Genomic DNA, 22477 nt, shown 5'->3' with positions numbered 1-22477 from the left:
TGCAAATTTTGCACAACCAGAATCAGACTTGGGTGACCATGGCAGGCAGGACGAGGCGGGCGGCGAAGCCTGCGGGAGCGGCGAGACAGGGCGGCACCGCCGAGGGCGGGCGGCCCGGACAGGCCGATATCGCCAGGATGCTGGGCGTCTCGGTCAGCACCGTGTCGCGCGCACTTGCCGATTCCAGTGCCATCAATGATGCGTTGAAGGCGCGCATCGTCGAGGCTGCCACGGAAATCGGCTACGCCACCAAGGAACGCCGGCCGGTGGAACGGCTGGATTCGATCACCGTTCTTTGCACGATCAACAGCTTCCGGGACACGCGATCCTCCGTCTATTTCGCGCTGCTGGAGGGGATCAAGCAGGAGAGTGCAAGCCTCGCCGGACAGATCGAGACCGTGATGTCGCGCGAAGGCGACCCGGTCCCGGACGCGATCGCGGAGACACTCGGCCCGCGCAATGGCTGTATCTTTCTCGGCATCGTGCCGGGCCTCGATACGAGTGCAGCCCTGGTCGAGCGCGGCGTTCCTGTGGTGGTGTGCAACGGCATCGACGAAGATCTTGTGGTGGATTCCATCTCGCCAGCCAACCACAGCGGCGGCAAGATCATGGCCCAGCAGCTGATGGCGCTCGGCCACCGCAAGTTTCTCTACCTGTCCGGCGTCAACCGGCAGACGCTGCAACGCCGGTTTGTCGGTTTTCGCGACTGGGTGGAGGACGGATCGGGCGTTGCCGGGGCAGCGGTGGACGAACTCAACCTCGGCAGTGACATTTCCGACCATCATGCAAGTGCATTCACCGAATTCATGAAAACCCGCGGACGGCAGGTTACGGCCGTGTGCTGCTACAATGACGGCGCTGCTGTGTGGGCGGTGGAATATCTGAAGGCGATGGGACTTTCGGTCCCTCAAGACGTGTCTGTTGCCGGGTTCGACGACATGCCGATCGCCCAGATTGCCTCACCACCGCTCAGCACCTTCCGGATCGATTGGGAAGAGATCGGCCGGCAAACCGCGCGAATGCTGCACGCGCGGATGGTTGAGCCGCAGCGGGCGGTCCATTTCCTCCAAGTTGGCGGGAATTTCATCTCGCGCGACAGCACGGCAGCCCCGGACGCCGCGCGCACCCATGGCGACACCGCCCCGGCCTGAAAGGCTTTGCAAGTTTTTCAGAGCTTGCAATCCTTGCAGCAAAATGATCCATTCGTCGCTGTTGAAGAGGGCGGCACGGCGAATTGGCAAAAATTGCAGCATTAATGCCCCGGTACACCTACGACCGGGCGGTGGGCGCCGCACAGCGGGACCGGCTGACCGCAATTGCGCAAACGGCAGAAATTTTTCAGGCAGACAGTCTGGCGTCGCTGACCGCCTGCCCGGACGCCGAAAGGATCGAAGTCATTCTCACCGGCTGGGGCAGCCCGATGCTGACGCCCGCCATCTTGCACACCTGCCCGTCACTCGGTCTCATCGCCCACTGCATGGGCTCGCTGCGCGGTGTGGTCGACCCGGCTCTCCTCGAACACGGCGTCCGCTGCACCAACTCTGCAACCCAGAACGCGGTGCCCGTGGCCGAATTTCTGATCTCGTGGGTCCTGCGCTGGAACAAGCAGCTTCCCTACTGGGAAAGTGTCTACCGCAACCCGCACGCCGACTTCGTGATGGATGACCGCTTCGGCGACCAACACGCGGCCATCGGCAACATGGACAAGACGGTCGGCGTCATCGGCGCGTCACGGGTGGGCCGGCGGTTCATGGAGCTTCTGCGCCATTTCGACCTCGACGTGACGCTGGCCGACCCTTTTGTGAGCGACGCCGACGCGCACGCCTGCGGCGCAAAAAGGCTGCCGCTCGACGCGCTGATGGCCACCAGCGATATTGTTTCCATCAACGCACCGCTCCTGCCGGAAACGCGGCACATGATCGGCCGGACCGAGCTTGCCGCGATGCGTGACGGCGCGCTCCTGATCAACACCGCACGCGGCGGTCTCGTCGATCACGACGCGCTTCTGGCAGAGGTTTCGACCGGGCGGATCAGCGCCGTTCTGGATGTGACCGAGCCGGAGCCGCTTGCGGCCGACTCGCCTTTCTTCCAGCTGCCCAACGTGATCGTCACGCCGCACGTTGCCGGCTCGATGGGCACGGAGCTGCGCCGGATGACCGAGAACACGCTCGACGAGGTGGCGCTCTACCTCGCCGAGGGAAGGCTGAACCACGAAGTCTGCTCCCGCACCTGGGCAACGGCCGCCTGAAGGCGACCACCCAGCAAGCGGGAGACAAAAGAACAAAAATGAAAGGGAGGGACGACAATGCTTCGGAACAGATTGATGGGCTGCGCTGCGGGGACGAGCCTCGCGCTTTTGCTGGGTTTGCCGGCTTTTGCTGCCGACTACAACGAGGCGCCGGATCTGGCCGCACAGGTTGAGGCGGGTCAGCTGCCACCGGTGGCGGAACGCCTGCCGGCCACTCCGATGACGGTCGAGGCACCGGAAGTTGGCGTCTATGGCGGCACCTGGCGATCGGCGCTGAAGGGCAACAACGATGAAGGCTGGATCCGCCGCTCCGCCGGCTACGATCCGCTCGTGAAATTCGACTTCGAGTGGAACAGCATCGAGCCGAACGTCGCCGAGTCCTTCGAGGTGAACGACGAGGCCACCCGCTACACATTCCATCTGCGCAAGGGCCACAAATGGTCCGACGGCACGCCGTTCACCTCAGATGATCTGGTGTTCGCGATCATGGATGTGATCAACAATGCCGACTATACCGGCACCCGGCCCAAGGCGCTTCTGGGCGTGACCGCGACCGCGCCAGACCCCGAAACGCTCGTCATCGAGATGCCCGCGCCCAACGGCATGCTCCTCACCGAGCTTGCCTCGGTCAACGGCACCCAGGTCGTGCAGTTCCAGAAGGCGTACTGCAGCCAGTTCCACCCGGCATACAACCCGGACGCCAACGAAAACGCGAAGGCCGCGGGCCTCGCCGGCTGGGGCGAGATGATGCGCCAGCATTGCGGCGTCGGCCGCGCCCGTGATGCCGATCGCCCGACACTTTATGCGTGGGATCAGGTCGACAACTACGATGGCATCAAGTCGCCGATCCGGTTCACCCGCAACCCGTATTATTTCAAGGTCGACCAGGAGGGAAACCAGCTCCCTTATCTCGACGATCTGTCGATGACCCAGGTGGAGGACGTGAACTCCATCGTCCTGATGGGCATCGCCGGCGAGATTGACATGACCAACCGGCATATCGACAGCGTCGCCAACAAACCGGTGTTCTTCGACAATCAGGAGAAGGGCGGCTACCAGCTGTATTCGACGGTTCCCGCCGACATGAACACGCTGATCTTCCAGTTGAACCTCAACTACGAAGACGACGGGTTCCGCGAGCTGTTCCAGAACAAGGACTTCCGGATTGCGCTGTCGCACGGCATCGACCGGCAGGAGATCATCGACACGCTGTACGTCGGCCTCGGCGAGCCGTACCAGGCCGCACCGCGACCTGAATCCCGGTTCTATGACGAGGAGATGGCCAAGCAGTACACCGAGTACGACCCCGACCTTGCCAACCAGATGCTCGACGACATCGGCCTGACCGAGCGCAACGGCGACGGAATCCGCCTGCTTCCCGACGGCCGTCCGCTCAGCATCCGCGTCGACGTCACCACCGATCTTGGCCAGATGCTGGACATCCTCGAACTCGTCCGTCCGCAGTGGAAGGAAATCGGGGTGGACCTCGATGCACGCAAGGGCGAGCGCAGCTACGTCTACGAGCTGAAGGACAACAACCGCCACATGGCGCACGCCTGGAAGGGCGACGGCGGGCTCGGCGACGCGCAGATCGACGCGCGCTACTACGTACCGTCCGACGAGGAATCCGCCTATGCGTTGATGTGGGCGAAAAACTTCTTCCAGCCCGATGCCAACGACAAGCAGGAGCCGCCCGCAGCAGTCGCCGCGCAGATCGAGACCTACAAGGAGATGTTCCGCTCGCCGACCGACGAGAAACGCGCAGAGCTGTTCCGCAAGGTGTTGGAGACCGCGAAGGACCAGTTCTACACCATCGGCGTCTCGCTGCCGCCGCTGTCCTTCGGCATCGCCACGAACGAGATGCAAAACGTCCCCGAAAAGCAGCCGCAGTCCTGGATTTACCCGACGCCGGGTCCGATGAACACGTCGATCCTGTTCAAGCGCCAGTAGTCAACCGCAACCGAGGATCGGCGCGCCTCTTATGACGGGGCGCGCCGGCTTCCGAGAGGGAACCGCTGGCATGATCCGCTTCATCCTCAATCGCCTCGTGACGATGCTCGTAATGGTGTTTGCGCTGTCGTTCGTGTGCTTCTTCATCATCCAGCTCCCGCCGGGTGACGTGATCTCGGCCTATGCCGCCGAGCTCGCCGCTTCGGGCGACGGCAACGTCGCCCAGACGCTGGACATGCTGCGCGAGCGCTATGGCCTCGATCAGCCGTTCATCGTCCAGTATTTCCAGTGGGTGCGGAACCTGCTCGTCGGCGATCTCGGCTACAGCTTCAACCTGTCGAAGCCGGTTTCCGAAATCATCCAGAGCCGGCTCGGCATCTCGCTGCTGGTGGAAAGTCTTGCGGTTGTCGCCCTCTGGGGCATCGCAATTCCCATCGGCATCTATTCGGCGGTGCGGCGCTATTCGGTGGGCGACATGTTCGCCACCGTGTTCGGCTTCATCGGCCTTGCAGTGCCCAACTTCCTGTTCGCGCTGCTCATCATGTACATCATCTACGTCTTCACCGGGTCGGCGACGCAGGGGCTGTTCTCCCAGGAATATGCCAACGCACACTGGTCCATCGGCCGCATCATCGACTTTCTCGGCCATGTCTGGATCCCGGTGCTGGTGATCGCGACCGGCGGGGCGGCGCACGTCATCCGCACGCTGCGCGCCAACCTTCTCGACGAACTTCACAAGCCCTACGTCGTCACCGCCCGCGCCAAGGGGATGAAGGAGCGCGACCTCATCATGCGCTACCCCGTGCGCGTTGCGATGATCCCGCTGGTGGCCACGGTCGGCTGGGTGCTGCCGACAATCATCTCCAGCTCCATCGTGACGGCGATCGTCCTCAACCTGCCCACGCTGTCGCCGATCCTTTTGCGCTCGTTGCTGTCGCAGGACATGCACCTGGCGGGCGCGCTGATCCTCTTCATGGGCATCCTCACTCTGGTCGGTACCCTGGTGTCTGACCTCCTGCTGGCCTGGATCGACCCCAGAATTCGCGCAGGCATGGCCGATGGGTAACAAGATGCTCCCCCTTTCGCGCACCGAAGCGCCGCTGGTCATCCCCGAAGCCGAGCACACCGCGCTGGAAGACCCGGACTTCGAGGCAGACCTCCTCGACACCGGCGCCGCCACCGCGACGACCCGCGCCGGGATGGAAACCCAGTGGCAGCTGGTGTGGCGGGCATTTCGCGCCCACAAGCTTGCCATGATCAGCCTTGTGCTGATCGTGCTCCTCTATCTGGTTGCCGCCTTCGCCGAATTTCTGGCGCCCAACGATCCGCAGAAGGTGAACCCGCGCTACACCTACGCGCCGCCGCAGATGATCCACCTGTTCGAGGATGACTGGACCTTCCGCCCGCACGTCCACGGCTACAAGGTCGAGGTCGATCCGGTTGCTCTGCGCCGCACCTTCGTCGTCGACCCGGACACCACCTACAACCTCGTCCTCTTTCCCAAATCGTGGGAAACGCAGATGTGGGGCCTGTTCCCGATCGAGCATCATCTCTTCGGCGTCGATGGCGGGCGGCGGGCAACGCTGTTCCTGCTGGGCACCGACCGTCTCGGCCGCGATCTCCTGTCCCGCATGATCTACGGCGCGCGGATCACGCTTTCGATCGGCCTCGCGGGAATTGCACTCAGCCTCGTCTTCGGCGTCCTGATCGGCGGGGTCTCCGGCTACTATGGCGGGGTGATCGACAACGTCATCCAGCGGGTGATCGAGTTCATCCGTTCGATCCCCCCGATCCCCTTGTGGATGGGCTTTGCCGCAGCTTTGCCGCGCGACTGGTCGGCCATGCAGAACTACTTCGCAATCACGCTGATCCTGTCTCTGATCGGGTGGACCGAGCTTGCGCGCGTGGTCCGCAGCCGCTTCCTGTCGCTGAAGTCGGAGGACTATGTGTCGGCGGCGCGGCTCGATGGCGCGAAGGATTTGCGCATCATCATGCGGCACATGCTGCCGTCGTTCACCAGTCACGTCATCGCAGTGGCAACGCTCGCCATTCCGGGCATGATCCTCGCCGAAACCAGCCTCAGCTTCCTCGGCCTCGGGCTGCAATCGCCGGTGATCTCGTGGGGCGTCCTCCTGCAGGAGGCGCAGAATCTGCGCGCGGTGGCGGACGCACCGTGGCTGCTCCTGCCCGGCTTTGCGATTGTGGTGACGATCCTCGCCATGAACTTCCTCGGCGATGGCATGCGCGATGCCGCCGACCCGTACGGGGGCCACTGATGGAAAACCCTGCCAAGCCTGATCCCAACCGTCTCCTCTCGGTGCGCGACCTCTCGGTCGGGTTTCCGGTGCGCAAGCAGACCATTGACGTCGTCCAGTCGGTCAGCTTCGACCTGTCGCGCGGCGAAACGCTGTGCATGGTCGGCGAGAGCGGATCGGGCAAATCCGTCACCGCCCGCGCGGTGATGCGGATCGAGAAACCCGGCATCATCACCGGCGGGTCGATCCTTCTCCACGGCCCGGACGGGACGGCGGACGATCTGGCGAAGATCGACGTCAAGGGACCGAAGATGCGGTCGATCCGCGGCGGTCGAATCGGGCTCGTCTTTCAGGAGCCGATGTCGTCGCTGAGCCCGGTCCACACCATCGGCCAGCAGATTGTCGAAACGATCCAGCTCCACCGCGATGTGCCCGCGGCAGAGGCGCGCCGCGACGCCATCGAGGCGCTGCGGCGGGTGCAGATCCCCTCGCCGGAAACCGCGCTCGACCAGTATTCGTTCGAGTTTTCGGGCGGGATGCGCCAGCGCGCGATGATTGCGATGGCGCTCTCGTGCGAGCCCGACATCCTGATTGCCGACGAGCCCACCACCGCGCTGGACGTCACCACACAGGCAGAGATCCTGCGCCTCGTCAAACATCTGCAGGACAGCCTCGGCATGGGGGTGATCTTCATCACCCACGACCTTGGCGTGGTCGCCGAAGTGGCGGACCGCGTGGCGGTGATGTTCCGCGGCAAGCTGGTGGAGACCGGCCCTGTCCGCAAACTCTTCCACCACGCAAAAACACGCTACGCCCGGCACCTCATCGGCGCGTCCGCAAAATTCTCCATCGTCGGCGACCATGCGCGCGGCGGGACCTTGCCGGCACCGACTGCAAAGCCGCTGCTTGAAGTCGATGGGCTCGACCTCACCTTCCGCAAGCGCACCGGGCTGATCTTCCGCAAGACGCGCGAATTCCATGCGCTGAAGAACGTGTCGTTCACGCTGCACGAAGGCGAAAATCTCGGCATCGTCGGCGAAAGCGGGTCGGGCAAGACAACGCTGGTGCGCGCCCTCGTCGGCCTCCTCAAGGCCGATGCCGGGCGCGCGGTATACCGCTCCAAGGACGGGCGCGAGTTCGATCTCCTGAAGGACAATGCACTGCGCAGCGCCGGCCTCAACCGCGAGATCCGGATGGTGTTTCAGGACCCGTTCTCCTCGCTCAACCCGCGGATGACGGTGGAGCAGGTCATCGCCGAACCGCTGACCCTGGAAAAGCGCCTCTCCCCTGCCGAGATCCGCGACCGCGTCGCACAGCTTCTGGAGCGGGTCGGCCTCCCCACCAACGTGATGAGCCGTTACCCGCACGCCTTCTCCGGCGGACAGCGGCAGCGCATCTCCATCGCCCGCGCCATTGCGGTGGAGCCGCGCGTCATCATTGCCGACGAGGCGACCTCTGCGCTCGACGGCTCGATCCGCTCGCAGATCCTCGACCTCCTGTTCGACCTCCAGTCGGAGCTTGGCGTCAGCTACCTGTTCGTCGGCCACGACCTCGGCGTGGTTCGCTACTTCTGCGACCGGATTGCGGTGATGCACCACGGCGAGCTGGTCGAACTTGGCTCTGCCGCCACGGTCTGCCAGACCCCCGAAAAGGATTACACGCGGCGCCTGATTGCCGCCGTTCCTGCCACCGATCCCGACCGCCGGCGCCTTCTCAGCGCGTAACCGGCCGCGGCTTCCAATCACTCCAAGAGAACCAAGGCCCAATGAACCCGATTGAAGGCAATCCCCTCGAAAGTCGTGCGGATTTCGCGCGGTCTGTTGTCGACCTGTGGCGTCCGGTGAAATCGTTCTTCAGCAAGGGGCGTGCGCGCGTTTCGCTCGGTCTGCCTGCGGCGCACTTCACCCGCACTGCGGCGGAGCTGGAAGGCTTTTCCCGTCCGCTCTTCGGCCTCGCCCCGCTGTCGGCCGGCGGCCTGCCCTTCGACGACTGGGCGATGTTCCGCGAAGGCTACGCCAACGGCACCGACCCCGCGCACCCCGAATATTGGGGCACGTTCCAAAGCCGGGACCAGCGGCTGGTGGAGTCCGCCGCCATCGGGTTCGGCCTCCTGTTTGCAAAGAAGGACCTGTGGGATCCGCTGGACGACACCGCCAAGGGCCACGTGGCGGACTGGCTGAAGTTCACGTTGACCCAGCGCACCGCCGACAACAACTGGCACTTCTTCCACGTTCTGGCGTCGATGGCGCTCAGCCACGTCGGCATCGACCACGACCTTTCGGTGCGCGAGGAGGCGCTCGACAGGCTCGAACAATTTTACGTCGGCGACGGTTGGTATTCGGACGGAGTCCTGCGCCGGTTCGACCACTATATCGGCTTCGCGATGCATTTTTACGGTCTCATCTACGCCGGATTTGCGGCGGACGATGATGCCCGCGCCGCCCGCTTCCGCGCCCGCGCGGCAGAATTCGCGCAGGAGTTCCAGCACTGGTTCGATGCGAAGGGCGCGAGCCTCGCCTTTGGCCGGTCGATGACCTACCGCTTTGCGCAGGCGTCCTTCTGGGCCGGCCTTGCCTTTGCCGACGTGGAGGCCCTGCCGTGGGGCGAGATCCGCGGCCTGTGGGCGCGCAATCTGCGCTGGTGGGGCGAGCGGGACTATTTCGACCGCGATGGCATCATGGGCATCGGCTACGCCTACCCCTCGCTCCACATGTGCGAGGTGTACAATTCGCCAGGCTCGCCCTACTGGGCGCTGAAGGCGTACCTCCCACTGGCGCTTCCCGAGAGCCACCCGTTCTGGTCCACCCCCGAAGCGCCGAAGACCAACGCGGACGCGACCTATGCCTCCAATGTCGCCGGCATGGTCGGCTACGGTTCGGGCGCCGGGCGCGTGGTCCTGTCCTCATGCAACGAGATGCGGGTGCCGCTCAGAGGGAACGCCGAGAAATACGCCAAATTCGCCTACTCCACGGCGCTTGGCTTCTCGATGGACTCGGCGTCGCTGGGGTTTACCATCAACCCGTTCGACAACATGCTGGCGCTCTCGCCGGACGGGCGCACCTTCCTCACCCGCAGCCACAACGAGGATGCGCGGATCGGCGACGACTGGCTCTATGCCCGCTGGGAGCCTGCGGATGGGATCAGTGTGGAAACCTGGCTCCTGGCGCGCCCGCCCTTCCACATCCGCGCCCACAAGGTGACGACGGACAAGAAATTGTTCACCACGGAGGGCGGCTTCGCCATCGAGCGCACCGACCGCGAGCCCGATGAGGAAGTGGCCGACGCCGGACGTGCGCTGGTCGTCACCGCGGACCATGCTTCCCTCGCCGTCGCGCTCGGCGAGGACGGGCGCGGCGAGTCCCTCCGGCGGGCGCATCCCAATACGTCGCTTCATTTCCCGCAAACCCATGTGCCGCACCTCTTCGGCACTCTGGAACCCGGCACAACCTGGCTGATGGGCGCCTTCGTGGCGAGCACCACCCCGGCGGACGCAGCCGGCTGGCCCGCCGCAATTCCGGCCGCGCCCACGGTTGCCGCGCTAGAGGAAATGGCCGCGAACGGCACGCCGGTGAAGGGGATGGAAAGACGCGAGGGCACCCCGCCGCCCTTCCCCGGCGACACAGGCACGCCGCCCGCCGCCGGCTGGCGCGCATAGCCTCCCCCAGGCCCTAGTCGCCCTCCGCCCGCATGGTGGAGGGCGACCCCTGCCCCACCGGTTCGGTCCGGTGGATGCCCTTGGGGCAAAACGGGAATGCGCCTGCAAGGCCGAGAATGTTGGCCATCAGGTACACCGTCGACAACCACATCTCGGTCCCCTGAAGCCCCGCGGCCTGGCCTGACCCGAACGCGAAACCCGCGCCGGGTTTCCACGCTGCAGCTGCACGCACGATCTCGCCCGCCATCAGCGCCTCGATTTCGCAGCGCCTGTGGTCCGTCTCCCTGGTGGCGAGCCACAGCGGGTGCACAATGTCGAGGATGTTGCAGGCGTTATAGCGCGCGCCCTGAAAGCCTCGAAAATGGCGCCGGTGGGCAAGAACGGTGTCAATGGCAGCGTCCGGAGCCGGAAGCGGCACGCCGAACTGCGCATAGGTGCCGCGGGTGAGCCGGTAGAATCCATTGACCGGCTGCAACATCGCTTCGGCCTCGGTGGGCCGGCCCCACACCCCCGTCACCTTGTCCACGTTGAGCGCGAGCCAGCCGAACAGCGTTTCCAGATGCCGCCCGCTCTGGTGGTAGCGCCGGTTGAAATAGAGCGCGGTGCCAAGCGCATCGACCGCAGCGCCTGCGCCCCAGGCCCGGCTTGCCCACGGCAGCCTTTCCAGCCACCGGCACAGCGCCTCGCCGGACATCTCTTCAAACACCCGGACGGGCGCGCGCGGGGCTGCCCCAAGGCATTCGAGCGCGTAACCGACGGCGAGCACATTGTAGAGCGCAAGGCCGTCACCGTCCTGCGCCGTCCCCGGCGCGGGCGGCTGGAACGGGTCCGGAAAGAGGCCCGTGTCCTCGTCCTGCAGGCCTTGCAGCCAGTCGACAGCCTCCGCCCGGTCCGCCAGCGGCGCCTCCGCGCCGAAGCTGGTCGCAATTTCGATCACGTCGCAAAGGTGGCGCGCGGTCAGTTGGCGCCGACCATGTGCATCCACCGAGAGGAAGCCCGGCGCATCCGGGTCCCGCGCCGCGTCAACAATGGCCTGCCACTCGGCAGACGCCATTGCGCCAAGGCTTTCAAGCGCCGCTTCGGCCGGTGCGCGCCTGGCGGGGACGGTCCTGTCGCGCCGATCGCGGATCACCCGTGCCGGGACGCCGCCGACAACGCTGTAGTCCGGCACGTTGCGGCTGACCACGGCGCCGGCGGCGACGATCACGTGGTTGCCGACGGTCACACCATCGAGCAGCACGGCGTTGGCGCCGATCCACACATCGTCGCCGACTTTGATGCCCCGCGCGGAGGTCCCCTGCCGGAAGATGGGCACGTCGAGATCATCGGCATCGTGGTTGAAGCCGACGAGGGTGGCATGGGAGGCGATGCGCACCCCGTCGCCGATCACCAGCTGCCCCGAAAGGCAGGCATAGGGATTGACCGTGCAGTCCGCCCCCATGGTGACATCACCGCGCACCAGCGCGCCGGCGGCAATCCAGCTGCGCGCCCCCATGGTCAGCTGGTCGGTAAACACCTGCGCATCGGGCGCAATGAAGACATCCGACGCCAGACTGGCACCGAATTGCGCCGCAAGCGTCTGCTGCCGTTCGCGCTGCTCGGCCGCGGTCTCTGCGTCGCCGGGCTGCGTCCAGGGCATCCAGCCTGCCCGGGCTCGGCGTTCCGCAGCGGAGAGCGCCTTGGCGCCCGGCCCGTGCTGCGGTGGCGAGGCTTCGGTTTCGATTGCGGGTTTTGCTGGCATGTGCAATTCTTGCGGCGTTTGCAGGCTCAACTCAACCGTTGAGCATCTTTTTCAGCGTTTCTGCGTCCTCGAGGAAAGCGCCCGGATCGTCGCCCGCAACAAATTCCAGCATCGCGTAGCGCGGGCCGGTCCATCTTCCCTGCGGCACCGCAGCGATGTAGCGCTGCCATTGCGAATGCGCCGTCTGGAGCGGATAGCGGGCCTTCGCCCCGTCCCAGGCAAACACATGAAGGTGCGCCACATGGCGGCCGAGCGCATCGAGTTCGTCCAGCGCCGCGGCCTCGTCGATCCCCGGGCTCGGCTGCCAGTAGAGGTAGACGTTGGGCGCAGTAATATCCGCCATCAGCGCGGCACTCGACGCCTGATTGTCGGTCAGCGTATCGGGGTGATATTCCAGCCCCAGCGAAAGCCCGTGTTTGGCGGCACTGGCGGCGGCCTTGTCGATGGCGCGGGCCACGTCCGCCCGCTCGGCCGGCGTGTAGGTGTGCGAAGCTCGGCCACGTTCGCCCGGCCAGATGCGCACCATAGGCGCGCCCAGCTGAACCGCCGTGTCCATCACGCTATCGACCTCGGCTTCGGTCGACGTTGGCATCCGGAGGTAGGAGCCGTATGCCGCGACCGTGAGGCCCGCATTGCGGGTGAGTTCGGCGACCGCGCCGGCGTTCGCGGCATCGCCGGGAGGCACATGAACGTCGGCACCCCACTCGATGGCGGCAAGGCCCGCGCGACGGGCGAGCGCTGCGACGTCGCCCGGCGCAAGATGCCGGAAGGTGACAGAGACCAACCCTGCGTGAAATTTTTGCACAGCCACCTTCCTCCACGTCAGATCAACGCTTTTCCACACGCTTTCCGTCCTATGCAAGGGCACGGCAGAAATTGCGAGCTTTTTGCGATCCCTTGCGGAATGCACCCGCCGGGCCGCGGCCTGGTGGAGACGATGGGACACGACCCGGCCGGGGAAACGCCTTTCGGTTGGAACATCCCATGGGGACGTGGATCTTCTTTCCTGCTCCGCGGAAGGACGCAAGAAGCCCGCCTCATGAAACGAGGCGGGCTTTGGTTATCCTGAAAAGTGTTTTTTGAAATAAAGCGTTAGAAAGTCGTGCCGTTGAAATTCAGCGTCGATGGTTGGGTGGCGTCAGTTGCAGACGCGCTTGATGCGGATGACGTAGGCGCCACGGCGCGGGCTCCAGCGCTCGGTGCGCACGTCGCGGCAGTAGACCCGCTGCGGGGCAGCGTTGGCGGCAAGGGCCGCGCCGAGGGCGAAGGCACCGAAGCCGATGGCAGCCGCCGCGCCGTTGTTGAAGTGGCGGCCGCGGTGGCCGCGGTGCGGGCGGCGATGGCGCCTGTTGCGGCTGCCCACGGTGTCAACGGCGGTCGCGCCGGTTTCGATCTGGGCGCTTTTCAGCGCGGCGAAGGGGGTTGCCGAAGCGGCGGTGGGGGCTGCGACAGCCGCGGCAGACAGTGCGATTGCGGTGGAAGCAGCGACAATGGTTTTCTTGATATTCATGGTCGAAAATCTCCAGATGCTTGCAATGTTTGTTTCGGGTTCCGGCCCGTTGCCGATGCATTGAAGATGATGACGGCTTCGTCATCTTCACGTGACCAGGGTCACAACCCGCGCATTTGAAGAATTTCGTCCAGATTGACCGCTTGCGCCCGGTACGGCGCCTTCCGACCGGATTGCCGCACGCCACGTTTGCCAGAATGGCAGGGCTCGTGGTGCGCCCGCGCCTTAGCCGGGATCAAACTGGCGCGGCCGGGCAAGCCAGCTCGCGGCACCTGCTCGCCACCGACGATGCGGGATGAGGAATTTATTGCTCGATAATACCTTTGGCAGTGCATCGGGCTTCAATATGGGCCACCATGCGAGGCAACAGCAAAGGGTGCCGCCATGAACCTCCACCGGGTCATCTACACATCGCGTCCCTTCGGTTTTGATGAAACCATTCTGGACGGCATCTTGATGGACGCCCGCCGCCTGAACGCCAGGAACGGGATTACCGGCGCGTTGATCTGCCGCCAGAATATTTACATGCAGCTCCTCGAAGGGCCTGAAGCTCCAGTCCGGAACACGGTCGAGCGCATCGGCCGCGATGATCGGCACATCGAGATGAAAGTCCACCTGACGGAGCCGGCATCGGAGCGGATGTTTGGCGACTGGGCCATGCTCCATGACCCTGCCGTATCGTGGATCTGGTCACGCGAGGCCGTGGACAACGGGGTCGTGGACAACGCTACGGCCGAGGAGGTCGAAGGGTTTTTCGTGAAGCTCCGCCACAAGCGCGAGATGGCGCCCAGCGATCTTTGATCGGCCCCACCGGCCCGCTCTGAAACGGCACAATTCGGGTTCGGACCGAGACCCGGATTGTCGGCTCGGGATCCGCCCCCGATTGCGGCCAGTCCGCAGGGCCGCTGTACCCGTTGGCGCAATTACCTCCGGAGCGCCGAATATTCTTCCACAAACTAAAAAGTTCTTTTCAGCATCGGTCAAAGCCATTCCAACGATGGCGCCGAAATATTCTGCTGCGCATTGTGAAGCGGCGACCCATGGCCGAAATTGCTGCATCGCGAATTCGTTCAGCGCGGGCTGAAACGCTCGGCCTCGACTGCGCGATCGGCGCTTGAGAATGGTTGTGTGAGGAACAGGATGGAACACCAAGTGCGATGCTCTCCGAGGCACTGGTTTGCCGTGATGCTGATCGGGCTGCTGTTTTTCGCAACTGCCATGCCCGCGGCCCTTGCGCAGGACAGCCCGCCATCACCCGGCCAGGCCGCCGGCGGCGGCGAACAAGCCGCAGCACCCACGAACTCGGTCGTCGCGGGCGTCTACCTCAGTCCGCCGTTTGTGATGAAAAGCGACGATGGCCTCACAGGGATGGCCATCGAGCTCTGGAACGCGATTGCCGAGGAACGCGATGTCGCGACCGAGTTCGTCGAGTTCGAGAGCATCCGGAAACTGCTCGCGGCAATCCAGAGCAGCGAGATCGACGCCGCCGTGACAGGCCTCACCATCACCGAGGGGCGGGCCGAATTCATCGACTTCACCTACCCGTGGTTCGACGGTGGTTTGCAGGTCATGGTCAGTGACGTGTCGCCAACAAGTTTCGGGAATATACTGGAGGGCCTGGCCGACACCGGTCATCTTCAGGCTTTTGCCTGGATTGGCGGCGTCATTCTTGTCGCGACACTGCTTCTCACCCTGTTCGACCGCAGGTTCGATAACGGGTTTCCCCAGCGTTGGCGCGACGGCATTGCGGACAGCTTCTACACCGTCATGTCGGTTGCCGTTTCGGGCCGGCCGCCGTCGCGGAAGAACCTGTTCGGCTGGACAGGCCGGATCCTCTCCGCCTTCTGGCTGATCTGCGGGCTGGCCGTGATCGCCTACGTCACGTCATCCGTCACCAGCGTGATGACGACGCTCACCCTCACCAACCAGATCAACGGCGTTTCGGACCTGCCGGGCAAGACGGTTGGCGTGCTTGATGGCGGCACGGGCGAGGAATTCGTGATCAGGTCCGGCCTCGGCCACGTCACGTTTGACAACATCGACAATGCCGTGACGGGCTCGCTCGATGGAGAGGTCGACGCAATTGTCGCCGATGCGCCGGTGCTCGATTATTACGCCCACTCGCGACCGCAGCGGGACGTGTCCGTTGTCGGGGAAATGTTCGAGCCGGAAAAATACGGATTCGGCATCGCACAGAACAGCCCGCTGCGCCGGCCGCTGACCGTTGCACTGATTGGCGCGGAAGAGTCGGGCTTGGTCGAAGAGCTGCGAACGAAATATTTCGGCGCCCGTCAGTAGGGCCACCCCCCGGGAAAGGCCGCCATTCAACTATAAAATCAGGGCGTTGACCGGACTTCCGACCAACGCCCTGATTGCTGTCGGCAGCGTGGCAGACTTGCGGCACACGCGCGGGTGGATCAGCGGTTCGACGACGCCCGCATCGTAAAGGGAGCTCCGCAGCAGGTAGCGGAGGGCGTTGGCAATGCCGTGCGGCTGATCGGACAATCGCTTCTACTGGACGAGTTCAATCTCGCTCGGGCGCCACTCCTTGGTAAAGAACGGCTCCAACGGGCTGTAGAGCCGCAGTATCGTCCACCAGCCCTTGCCGGGCTCGGTCTGGATCCAGTTGCCGCGCGCCACACCGCCCGGCTGCTTGGGCGCAAACCAGATTGTGGTCGAGCCATCTTCCGACGCCTCTGCCGCGGGGGAAGGATAGCTCTGGCTGCCGGCCCGCGGATAGCGCTGCGGTGTGTCGAGCATCGAGCAAGTCATGGTGTCGTAGACGGTGAACGACCAGAAGTTCGCCTCGGGAATGTTCGGCGGCAGGGTCACCTTGTAGGTCTTGGCACCATCGAGCCAGTTCTTGTCGGCGTCCTGAGCGGTCAAGAGATATTGCGAACCGATATTCGTGAGGCGCATCGCCATGGCCGGCGTGATGCCGATATAGCCGTACATGAACGATGTGCGCGCGTTCAGCTGGCGGTAGCCGGTGGGCGGGAACGGCTTGGCACCGTCCTTGGTGATTTCGGGGATCGGAGTGCCTTCGCCGCCCCCCTCGCCGCGGTCAGGTCCTGGCAGGCCGGTGTCGGTGATCCACCGCTGCCACTGATCGTCAACCGCGCCGGATCGCCTCGATGCTCACGCCCTGGGTGGTGTCGGTGAAGGCACGCACGGCGTGACCAACTCCGTCGGCGCCTGTGCAAAGGCGGATCCGCCCCAACACAGGACCAGTGCCGCAGCTGCTGCCTTGTATTTCATCGAATTCATATCCCGCATCATGTTGCTTGGCCCTCCAGAACTATTTTTCGGCGATTTCGATTTCGCTCGGGCGCCAGGACTTGTCGATCCACGGTTCGAGAGGCCCGTACATCCGCAGTATCGTGAACCAGCTCTTGCCCGGCACAGTCTCCAGCCAGTTGTTTTCTTTGCCCTCGGGGGGCTTCGGTGCGAAGTAGATGTCGTATGAACCGTCGGCGTTCTGCTGAATTCCGTCCGACTGGCTGCCGATTGTCGGGAATTTCTGGCCGGTCTGAAGCTGCGAACGGGTCTGGGTGTCGTAGAGCGTCACGGCCCAGAAGTTGTTCACCGGCACGTTGGGCGGCAGGGTCAGCTTGTAGGTCTTGGAGCCGTCGAGCGGCTTCTGCTCGCCGTCCAGATAGGCCAGCGCATAGTCCGAGCCCGCACCGGCCCTCGTCACCGCCATGGCGGGCGTGACGCCGCCCGCGTTGAAGTAGAACAGCACGCGGGCGTCGAGCCCCATCGCACCGTCCGACTGAAAGGTCGTGTTCTTGTCGGCGTAGGCGACCGTCCAGGAACTGTCCGGATAGATCGACACGCCGCCGATGCGCGGATGGTAGGTGATGGCGCGTGCCGTGGCGTTGCCGATGGTGCCGGCCTCGGCCAGACGCTTTGTCATCCGCGCGTCGGGGGCGAACTTCTGGCCCTTGACGATGCCGATGGCGGCGATCTCGCCGCGCACCTCGGGACCGATCGCGTCGATCGGTTCGCGCTGAACGATGTCGTTGAGAATTTCAAAATATTTCATGTCGTTGGGGAAGACCGTGTTGAAGGCCTTGCCGGACATGTCGATGAACTCGGTCGGCGCCGGACTATCGGCGTCCTTGAGTGGGTATATTTTCAGTCCGTCCTTGATGTTCTTGACCGCGGGTTCCAGCCCATTCTCGATCGAACCACGCAGGAACAGGAAGTTGCGGTTGGTCGGCGGCTTCAGCAGGAAATAGCCGTCCGGAATGTCGCCGGAATAGCCGGGCGGCAGGACGAGATACTTGCCGCCCGTGCCCTTGTCCGGTCCGGTGACGCCGATATTGCCGACGAAACGCTGCCAGCTGTCGTCGAGGAAGCCGAGCATGCCGGGCGGCACTTCGATGACCGTCGGCCCGTCTTGGCCAAGGTCCGTGCCGGAATAGGCGTAGAGCGTGGAGGTGTTGGCTGTGACGACGAGCGTCGCCGAATCCATCAGCTGCCCGAAGAGCGCCACCTTGTTGGACGCGTCCGCGCCTTGTGCGGCAAAGTTGTCGAGGACGCTGTTGATCGACACGGCGCCCAGGTTGTCGAGATAAACGTCGAGGGCGCGCATCCGGTCGAGATTGTCGTACACGGTCTCGACCGTGTTGCCTGTCGGGACACCGTCGAAGAAATCCAGTGTGCCGATGGCGGTCTCGACCTTGTCGGGGATCGAGAGTGAATCGAGGGTCTTCTGCGAGACCTGCGCGTAAGCCGTCGCCGATGTGGCAAGGCCCAGCGCGAGCGCTAGCGCGTTGATGCGGACTGCGTGCTTCATCCCATTGCTCCGAAGGTGTGTTGGATCGGGGCGGCAGCGCACCGGGGCGCTACCGCCGAGCGTCGTTATTGAACCGGTTCGATCTCGCCGGGGCGCCAGGATTTGTCGAAGAACGAGGGCAGCGGGCTGTAAAGGCGCAGCAGCATGAACCAGCCCTTGTCGGGATCGGTCTGGATCCAGTTGCCACGCGCCACACCGTCCGGCTGGACGGGGCTGAAGTAGACTGTCGTCGAACCATCATCCGCCGCTTCGGCCGCCGGGGACGGATAGCTCTGCGAGCCGGCGCGCGGGTATCGCTGCGGCGTCGCAAGCATCGAGCGCGTCTGGTTGTCGTAGAGCGTGAACGACCAGAATGCACGGGCCGGAATATTCGGCGGCAGCTTTACCTTGTAGGTCCTGGCGCCGTCGAAGGCTTCGTCGTTGTTGTCGAGGAAGCTGGCGAGATACTGGGAGCCAACACCCGGAATCTGCATGATCATCCCCGGCGAATCCAGCGTGTAGGCGTAGTAGAACCACGTGCGCGAATCGAGCGTTCTGGCGCCGGTCGCCGGCAGCGGGGTGAACCTGCCGTCCGCGAAGGTCGGCGGCGGGGTCTCGAAGAAGGCGCCGCCCTCCCAAAGCGGCAGGAACCAGTTGGAGCCGGGGTAGTGCGCCCACTCCGGATGCGCATCGGCAAAGCGCCACTGCAGCGAACGACCGACAGCCTGGCCCGCTGCAGCCGCGTCCGTCAGCAGCGCCTTGTGCCGCTCGTCGGGGTTGAACTCCTTGCCATGCACGATGCCGATGGCGGCGAGCTGACCGGCAAGCTCCACGTCGTAGCTGGTAGCAGGTTCGTTCTGGACGTTCTCGTTGATCAGCTCAAAGAAGCCGTAGTCACTCGGCGGGATGGTGTTGACCGGCTTGCCGCTGCCTTCGATGAAATTCATCTCGGGGATTTTCGGCTCGCCCGCGAGCGCGACCGTACCTTCGAGAGCCTGCGCGATGCTCGTGCCGAACGCGCCGGGAACGTAAGGATAGATCTTGAGATTCTGCTTGACGTTCTTGACGGCGGGTTTCGGATCTTTGCCGTCCGAGATGAAGGCGCGCGCTGCGTAGAGCACTGTATTCGTCCTGGAGTGGGCGATGAAGTAGCCGCCTTCGGGAAGCGTGCCCTTGTAGTCCGGACCGACGATCAGATACTTGCCGCCCATGCCCCGGTCCGGCCCCGACCGGCCGATATCGATGATCCAGGAGAACCACATGTCGTTGATGGTGCCGAGGCCGTCCGATGGTTGCTCGATCACCACCGGGCCATCCGAAAGGTCGACATAGGCCAGATAATAAACGGTGTCGGCATTGCCGGTCAGAAAGAGAGAGCTGGAGCCGAGCAACTCGGAGAAAACGATCACGTCGCCGGATTTGGCGCCCAGATCCTGAAAGCCTTTGACCAGCGCAAGTGCCGATGCGCCGCGAAAGCTGTTGTTGTAGACATTAAGCGCGCGGGTGAAATAGAGCGTGTCGAACACGCTCTTCGCGGTTTCCTCAGTCGGCACGCCATTGTTGAACTCGAGAGTTCCGATCCGGGTGTCGATACTGTCCGGCGCCGAAAGTGAATCGATCACCTCGGCGGGGACCTCGGCACGCGCGATGCCCGTGATCCCCAGACAGACAATGACTGACATGCAGAAAGATGCTCTGAGACCCATCCCTAGCTCCTTTGAAACTCTGTTTTCGTGAAAGATCCAACAGTGGCGATCTCAAGGGCCGGCTTCGGCTAACGCTGGCCGGGCCAGCAGGGTCAGCGCAGTGTCGACCGGCCCCAGTCCTTCAGGTCTGTTCGGCTGGAGCCCACCAACGCCCGCCACCGCCCCGCTGAACGCGGCGCGCCTCCGGACCGGTGCCCCTCATTATTTGCCCCACCTTCGCCCTCTGCCGGCGGGTAGAATTAATTGCAACATATCAAAGAGACTGGCCATTTCACGCCAAAGATTGCTATAGATTGTTCTTTGCATACCTTCGACTGTATCAATACAGCGAAGACAGGAGGGCCTATGGTCCGCCGCGTTGTTCCGGTCACACGGGCTGTTTATCTCGATGCCTACCTGAAGATTCTGCGAGAAATCGGCTCACCGTTCGCCGGACAATTGCATGCATACGGTCTGCCCGAGATCGGCGAAGATCCCTCCTGCATGTTGGTGCCGGTCCGCCCCAGCATGACGTTCGTCGTCGCCGCTGCGCGCGGCGAGGGGATCGACGACCTGTCACACAGGGGGCTTGCCAACGTCTGCGACAGCGACCTCACCGATCAGTTCAAGGCGGTGGTGCGTGGCCGACCCACGTTGCTGGACGCTCTGCGGCTCTGGTGCATGCTCGCCGTGCTGGAGGACAACTGCGCCAGCTGCTGGTTGTCGCCGACCGGGAATTCGGTTCGCCTGTGCAGCCATATTCACAGCCTGGACGTCCATCCGGGCCTTGAATACACGCAATGGATCCAGAACAAGATCGCGATCGATATCGTGCGGCTTTACCTTGGCGCGAACTGGATGCCGCGAACGATCGCCTTCGATGCGACGTTTCCAATCCGCCCATCGATGGCGAAGGCATGGCCGAATTCAAGGCTGATCGTCGGTCAGAAGGCGACGTGGATCGACATTCCGATCGACGCTCTTGCCGCTCCGCCCCTGGCGGGCGCAACTGAAGGCCTTGACGGTGGCGCCGTTCCGGACCCGCCGCGCGAGGTCGTCGGCGTCTTGCGTCAGCTCATTCCGTCCTACCTTCCGGAAGGATCGCTTTCGATCGAGCGTGCGGCGAAGATCGTCGGGATGAGCGTGCGCACGCTGCAACGCGAGTTGCAGAATGCGTCGGTCAGCTACTCCCGGCTTCTGGAAGAGGTGCGCTACCAACGGGCAAGCGAACTCCTGCACGATCCCGCCGTCCGCATTACCGATATCGCGCACGCGGTCGGCTACGATGATCCGTCCCACTTCTCGCGCGCTTTCCGGCGATTTGCGGGGACGACGCCATCGCGTTTTCGCGAGTTGCGGTCCGGTTAGCCAGCGCGCACCTCGGCTCTGGACCGCCCGTCTGGAGGATTTCCGGGGGCACATTCAGGCCGGCAAGGCGTCTTGAACGCATTTCATCAGCTCGATCGGTGCCTTCTGTCCGAGCGCGCTGTGCGGGCGAACGTCGTTTTAGTCGCGACGCCAAGCCTCCGTCTTGGCCTGGGCGTCGTCAAGGCGCATGAACCAATGGGCGTTCAGACATTCGGCAACCCGCCAGACTATTGCCGCACCACGACCAGCGTGTTGGCAGGCCCTTCACGGCGCGCAAGATCGAACAGGATGGCCGCATGATCGGGATGAAGCCTGACGCAGCCGGCAGAGGCAGGGCTGCCGAGCCGGCCGATCTGGTTGGTGCCGTGGATGGCATAGTCGCCGTTGAAGAACACGGAATAGGGCATCGGCGCATTGTTGTAGATGCTGGAGCGGTGGTGGCGGGACAGCCATTGCGCGCGCCATTGCCCCACCGGCGTGACCTTTCCGTGGCGGGCCGTTGAGACCGGCCACGTCGCCACGACAGTTCCGCGGTGAACAAGCGTGAGCGCCTGATCGGACAGGTCCACCTCGGCATAGACAGCCGCGTCGCCCGCCGCCGCACCATCGACGGCCGATGCCCGGGTGAGCCCGGCTGCGATCCCGGGGCGGGACGGGCTCCAAACGCCCAGCCCTGCGTCCCTTGCCGCCTGTTCGGCCTCCGCGTGGAATGGGATTTCCGCACGCGCCCAGCCATGCGTGACGAGCCAGGCCGCAATGTCCTGTCCGCCAACGGTGCAGTTCACGCGGCCTGCGTCGTTGTCTTTCCCCGTCGCCGGCTCGCACAAAACGGTGCGCATGCGCACGAACCGCCTGATTGCAGTGAGCGCCATGCGCCCGCACGGCCATTGTTGAGCCCCCTTTGCGCACACCTCATCGGGATCGGTTACGGCGATCCCGGCCAGCGCGTAACGTTCCCCATGTCGCTCCAGCGCCCCAGCCGCGCGGATCACGGGCACCGGGATGCGGATCCGTTCGGCGGCGGCTATGGCGGCGGGCTGAAGTGCACCGCCGCCATCCGCGGCCGAGGCGTTTCTTGCGGGAAGCGCGGTCTGCGCAATAAGGGTGATGGCAAAGGCGGCCAGCCAGGCGCGCCATCGCGATCCAGGACTGCAGTTTGTCGCTGCGTGCAAGTGCTTGGCCCTTTCCCGCTCGTTGGCGCCCAGTTGACGCGAGTGTGGAACAAACGAATCGGGACGTCCCGGATTTTCGATCACATAACGCGCGATGGGCTTCAGAACATCGA

Annotated in this window: 16 protein-coding genes and 2 pseudogenes; 10 read left to right on the top strand and 8 right to left on the bottom strand. The window is 64.1% G+C overall.

Annotated features, from left to right (window positions below):
- Positions 1 to 38 precede the first annotated feature (38 nt).
- The 7 genes from RDV64_RS09410 to RDV64_RS09380 all read left to right on the top strand — a co-directional run bounded on the left by RDV64_RS09410 (position 39) and on the right by RDV64_RS09380 (position 10108).
- Positions 39 to 1151 (top strand): LacI family DNA-binding transcriptional regulator, encoded by a 1113-nt coding sequence (locus tag RDV64_RS09410; RefSeq protein WP_309198996.1) that lies wholly within the window; start codon positions 39 to 41, stop codon positions 1149 to 1151.
- 104 nt (positions 1152 to 1255) lie between these two features.
- Entirely contained in the window at positions 1256 to 2248 is a 993-nt protein-coding gene (locus RDV64_RS09405; protein WP_309198995.1) for a hydroxyacid dehydrogenase, read from the top strand.
- Positions 2249 to 2305: 57 nt separating this feature from the next.
- Positions 2306 to 4198 (top strand): ABC transporter substrate-binding protein, encoded by a 1893-nt coding sequence (locus RDV64_RS09400; RefSeq protein ID WP_309198994.1) that lies wholly within the window; start codon positions 2306 to 2308, stop codon positions 4196 to 4198.
- 70 nt (positions 4199 to 4268) lie between these two features.
- On the top strand, positions 4269 to 5264 hold the full coding sequence (locus tag RDV64_RS09395) for an ABC transporter permease (RefSeq protein WP_309198993.1): 996 nt from the start codon (positions 4269 to 4271) through the stop codon (positions 5262 to 5264).
- Between the two features lie 4 nt (positions 5265 to 5268).
- On the top strand, positions 5269 to 6474 hold the full coding sequence (locus RDV64_RS09390; protein WP_375143821.1) for an ABC transporter permease: 1206 nt from the start codon (positions 5269 to 5271) through the stop codon (positions 6472 to 6474).
- On the top strand, positions 6474 to 8177 hold the full coding sequence (locus RDV64_RS09385; protein ID WP_309198991.1) for an ABC transporter ATP-binding protein: 1704 nt from the start codon (positions 6474 to 6476) through the stop codon (positions 8175 to 8177). The genes RDV64_RS09390 and RDV64_RS09385 overlap by 1 nt, the downstream gene beginning before the upstream one ends.
- Before the next feature lie 41 nt (positions 8178 to 8218).
- A complete protein-coding gene (locus RDV64_RS09380; protein ID WP_309198990.1) occupies positions 8219 to 10108 on the top strand; it encodes a DUF2264 domain-containing protein in 1890 nt (629 codons plus the stop codon).
- A 13-nt stretch (positions 10109 to 10121) separates the two neighbouring features.
- Here RDV64_RS09380 and RDV64_RS09375 read toward each other — a convergent pair whose 3' ends face one another.
- The 3 genes from RDV64_RS09375 to RDV64_RS09365 form a co-directional block, all read right to left on the bottom strand.
- On the bottom strand, positions 10122 to 11849 hold the full coding sequence (locus tag RDV64_RS09375; protein WP_309198989.1) for an acyltransferase: 1728 nt from the start codon (positions 11847 to 11849) through the stop codon (positions 10122 to 10124).
- A gap of 31 nt (positions 11850 to 11880) precedes the next feature.
- Complete coding sequence (locus RDV64_RS09370; RefSeq protein ID WP_309198988.1) at positions 11881 to 12654, bottom strand: TIM barrel protein; 774 nt, start codon at positions 12652 to 12654, stop codon at positions 11881 to 11883.
- A 333-nt stretch (positions 12655 to 12987) separates the two neighbouring features.
- Positions 12988 to 13359 carry a hypothetical protein gene (locus tag RDV64_RS09365; protein ID WP_309198987.1) on the bottom strand — a complete coding sequence of 124 codons (372 nt, stop codon included), beginning with the start codon at positions 13357 to 13359 and terminating at the stop codon, positions 12988 to 12990.
- A gap of 384 nt (positions 13360 to 13743) precedes the next feature.
- Here RDV64_RS09365 and RDV64_RS09360 point away from each other — a divergent pair, with 384 nt between their 5' ends.
- The gene (locus tag RDV64_RS09360; RefSeq protein ID WP_309198986.1) at positions 13744 to 14160 is read left to right on the top strand and encodes a BLUF domain-containing protein; all 417 of its coding nucleotides are present in this window, start codon (positions 13744 to 13746) and stop codon (positions 14158 to 14160) included.
- A 339-nt stretch (positions 14161 to 14499) separates the two neighbouring features.
- Positions 14500 to 15657: a transporter substrate-binding domain-containing protein gene (locus tag RDV64_RS09355; protein WP_309198985.1), complete on the top strand. Its 1158-nt coding sequence runs from the start codon at positions 14500 to 14502 to the stop codon at positions 15655 to 15657.
- Between the two features lie 213 nt (positions 15658 to 15870).
- Here RDV64_RS09355 and RDV64_RS09350 read toward each other — a convergent pair.
- From RDV64_RS09350 to RDV64_RS09340, 3 genes and pseudogenes are all read right to left on the bottom strand, one after another.
- Positions 15871 to 16398 (bottom strand): annotated as a pseudogene (locus RDV64_RS09350) (DUF1214 domain-containing protein); the annotation flags it as partial.
- A gap of 259 nt (positions 16399 to 16657) precedes the next feature.
- Positions 16658 to 18160, bottom strand: coding sequence for a DUF1254 domain-containing protein (locus RDV64_RS09345; protein ID WP_309198984.1), 1503 nt, complete (start codon positions 18158 to 18160; stop codon positions 16658 to 16660).
- 65 nt (positions 18161 to 18225) lie between these two features.
- On the bottom strand, positions 18226 to 19821 hold the full coding sequence (locus RDV64_RS09340) for a DUF1254 domain-containing protein (RefSeq protein ID WP_309198983.1): 1596 nt from the start codon (positions 19819 to 19821) through the stop codon (positions 18226 to 18228).
- A gap of 369 nt (positions 19822 to 20190) precedes the next feature.
- Here RDV64_RS09340 and RDV64_RS09335 point away from each other — a divergent pair, with 369 nt between their 5' ends.
- A complete protein-coding gene (locus tag RDV64_RS09335; RefSeq protein WP_309198982.1) occupies positions 20191 to 21192 on the top strand; it encodes a helix-turn-helix transcriptional regulator in 1002 nt (333 codons plus the stop codon).
- Positions 21193 to 21246: 54 nt separating this feature from the next.
- Here the strand turns inward: RDV64_RS09335 and RDV64_RS09330 are convergent.
- Together RDV64_RS09330 and RDV64_RS09325 are read right to left on the bottom strand one after the other, a co-directional pair.
- Positions 21247 to 21408: pseudogene (locus RDV64_RS09330) on the bottom strand (transposase); the annotation flags it as partial.
- Positions 21409 to 21419: 11 nt separating this feature from the next.
- Complete coding sequence (locus RDV64_RS09325; RefSeq protein WP_309199468.1) at positions 21420 to 21761, bottom strand: L,D-transpeptidase; 342 nt, start codon at positions 21759 to 21761, stop codon at positions 21420 to 21422.
- Positions 21762 to 22477 lie beyond the last annotated feature (716 nt).

The organism is Acuticoccus sp. MNP-M23 (genome assembly GCF_031195445.1).
Lineage (GTDB): Bacteria > Pseudomonadota > Alphaproteobacteria > Rhizobiales > Amorphaceae > Acuticoccus.
The sequence above is the reverse complement of the archived record's forward strand: the minus strand, read 5'-3'. Positions and strand labels throughout refer to the sequence as shown.

Coding starts and splice junctions, on each gene's coding strand:
- RDV64_RS09410 (WP_309198996.1), top strand. CDS start 39: ATGGCAGGCAGGACGAGGCGGGCGGCGAAGCCTGCGGGAGCGGCGAGA.
- RDV64_RS09405 (WP_309198995.1), top strand. CDS start 1,256: ATGCCCCGGTACACCTACGACCGGGCGGTGGGCGCCGCACAGCGGGAC.
- RDV64_RS09400 (WP_309198994.1), top strand. CDS start 2,306: ATGCTTCGGAACAGATTGATGGGCTGCGCTGCGGGGACGAGCCTCGCG.
- RDV64_RS09395 (WP_309198993.1), top strand. CDS start 4,269: ATGATCCGCTTCATCCTCAATCGCCTCGTGACGATGCTCGTAATGGTG.
- RDV64_RS09390 (WP_375143821.1), top strand. CDS start 5,269: ATGCTCCCCCTTTCGCGCACCGAAGCGCCGCTGGTCATCCCCGAAGCC.
- RDV64_RS09385 (WP_309198991.1), top strand. CDS start 6,474: ATGGAAAACCCTGCCAAGCCTGATCCCAACCGTCTCCTCTCGGTGCGC.
- RDV64_RS09380 (WP_309198990.1), top strand. CDS start 8,219: ATGAACCCGATTGAAGGCAATCCCCTCGAAAGTCGTGCGGATTTCGCG.
- RDV64_RS09375 (WP_309198989.1), bottom strand. CDS start 11,849: ATGCCAGCAAAACCCGCAATCGAAACCGAAGCCTCGCCACCGCAGCAC.
- RDV64_RS09365 (WP_309198987.1), bottom strand. CDS start 13,359: ATGAATATCAAGAAAACCATTGTCGCTGCTTCCACCGCAATCGCACTG.
- RDV64_RS09360 (WP_309198986.1), top strand. CDS start 13,744: ATGAACCTCCACCGGGTCATCTACACATCGCGTCCCTTCGGTTTTGAT.
- RDV64_RS09355 (WP_309198985.1), top strand. CDS start 14,500: ATGGAACACCAAGTGCGATGCTCTCCGAGGCACTGGTTTGCCGTGATG.
- RDV64_RS09345 (WP_309198984.1), bottom strand. CDS start 18,160: ATGAAGCACGCAGTCCGCATCAACGCGCTAGCGCTCGCGCTGGGCCTT.
- RDV64_RS09340 (WP_309198983.1), bottom strand. CDS start 19,821: ATGTCAGTCATTGTCTGTCTGGGGATCACGGGCATCGCGCGTGCCGAG.
- RDV64_RS09335 (WP_309198982.1), top strand. CDS start 20,191: ATGGTCCGCCGCGTTGTTCCGGTCACACGGGCTGTTTATCTCGATGCC.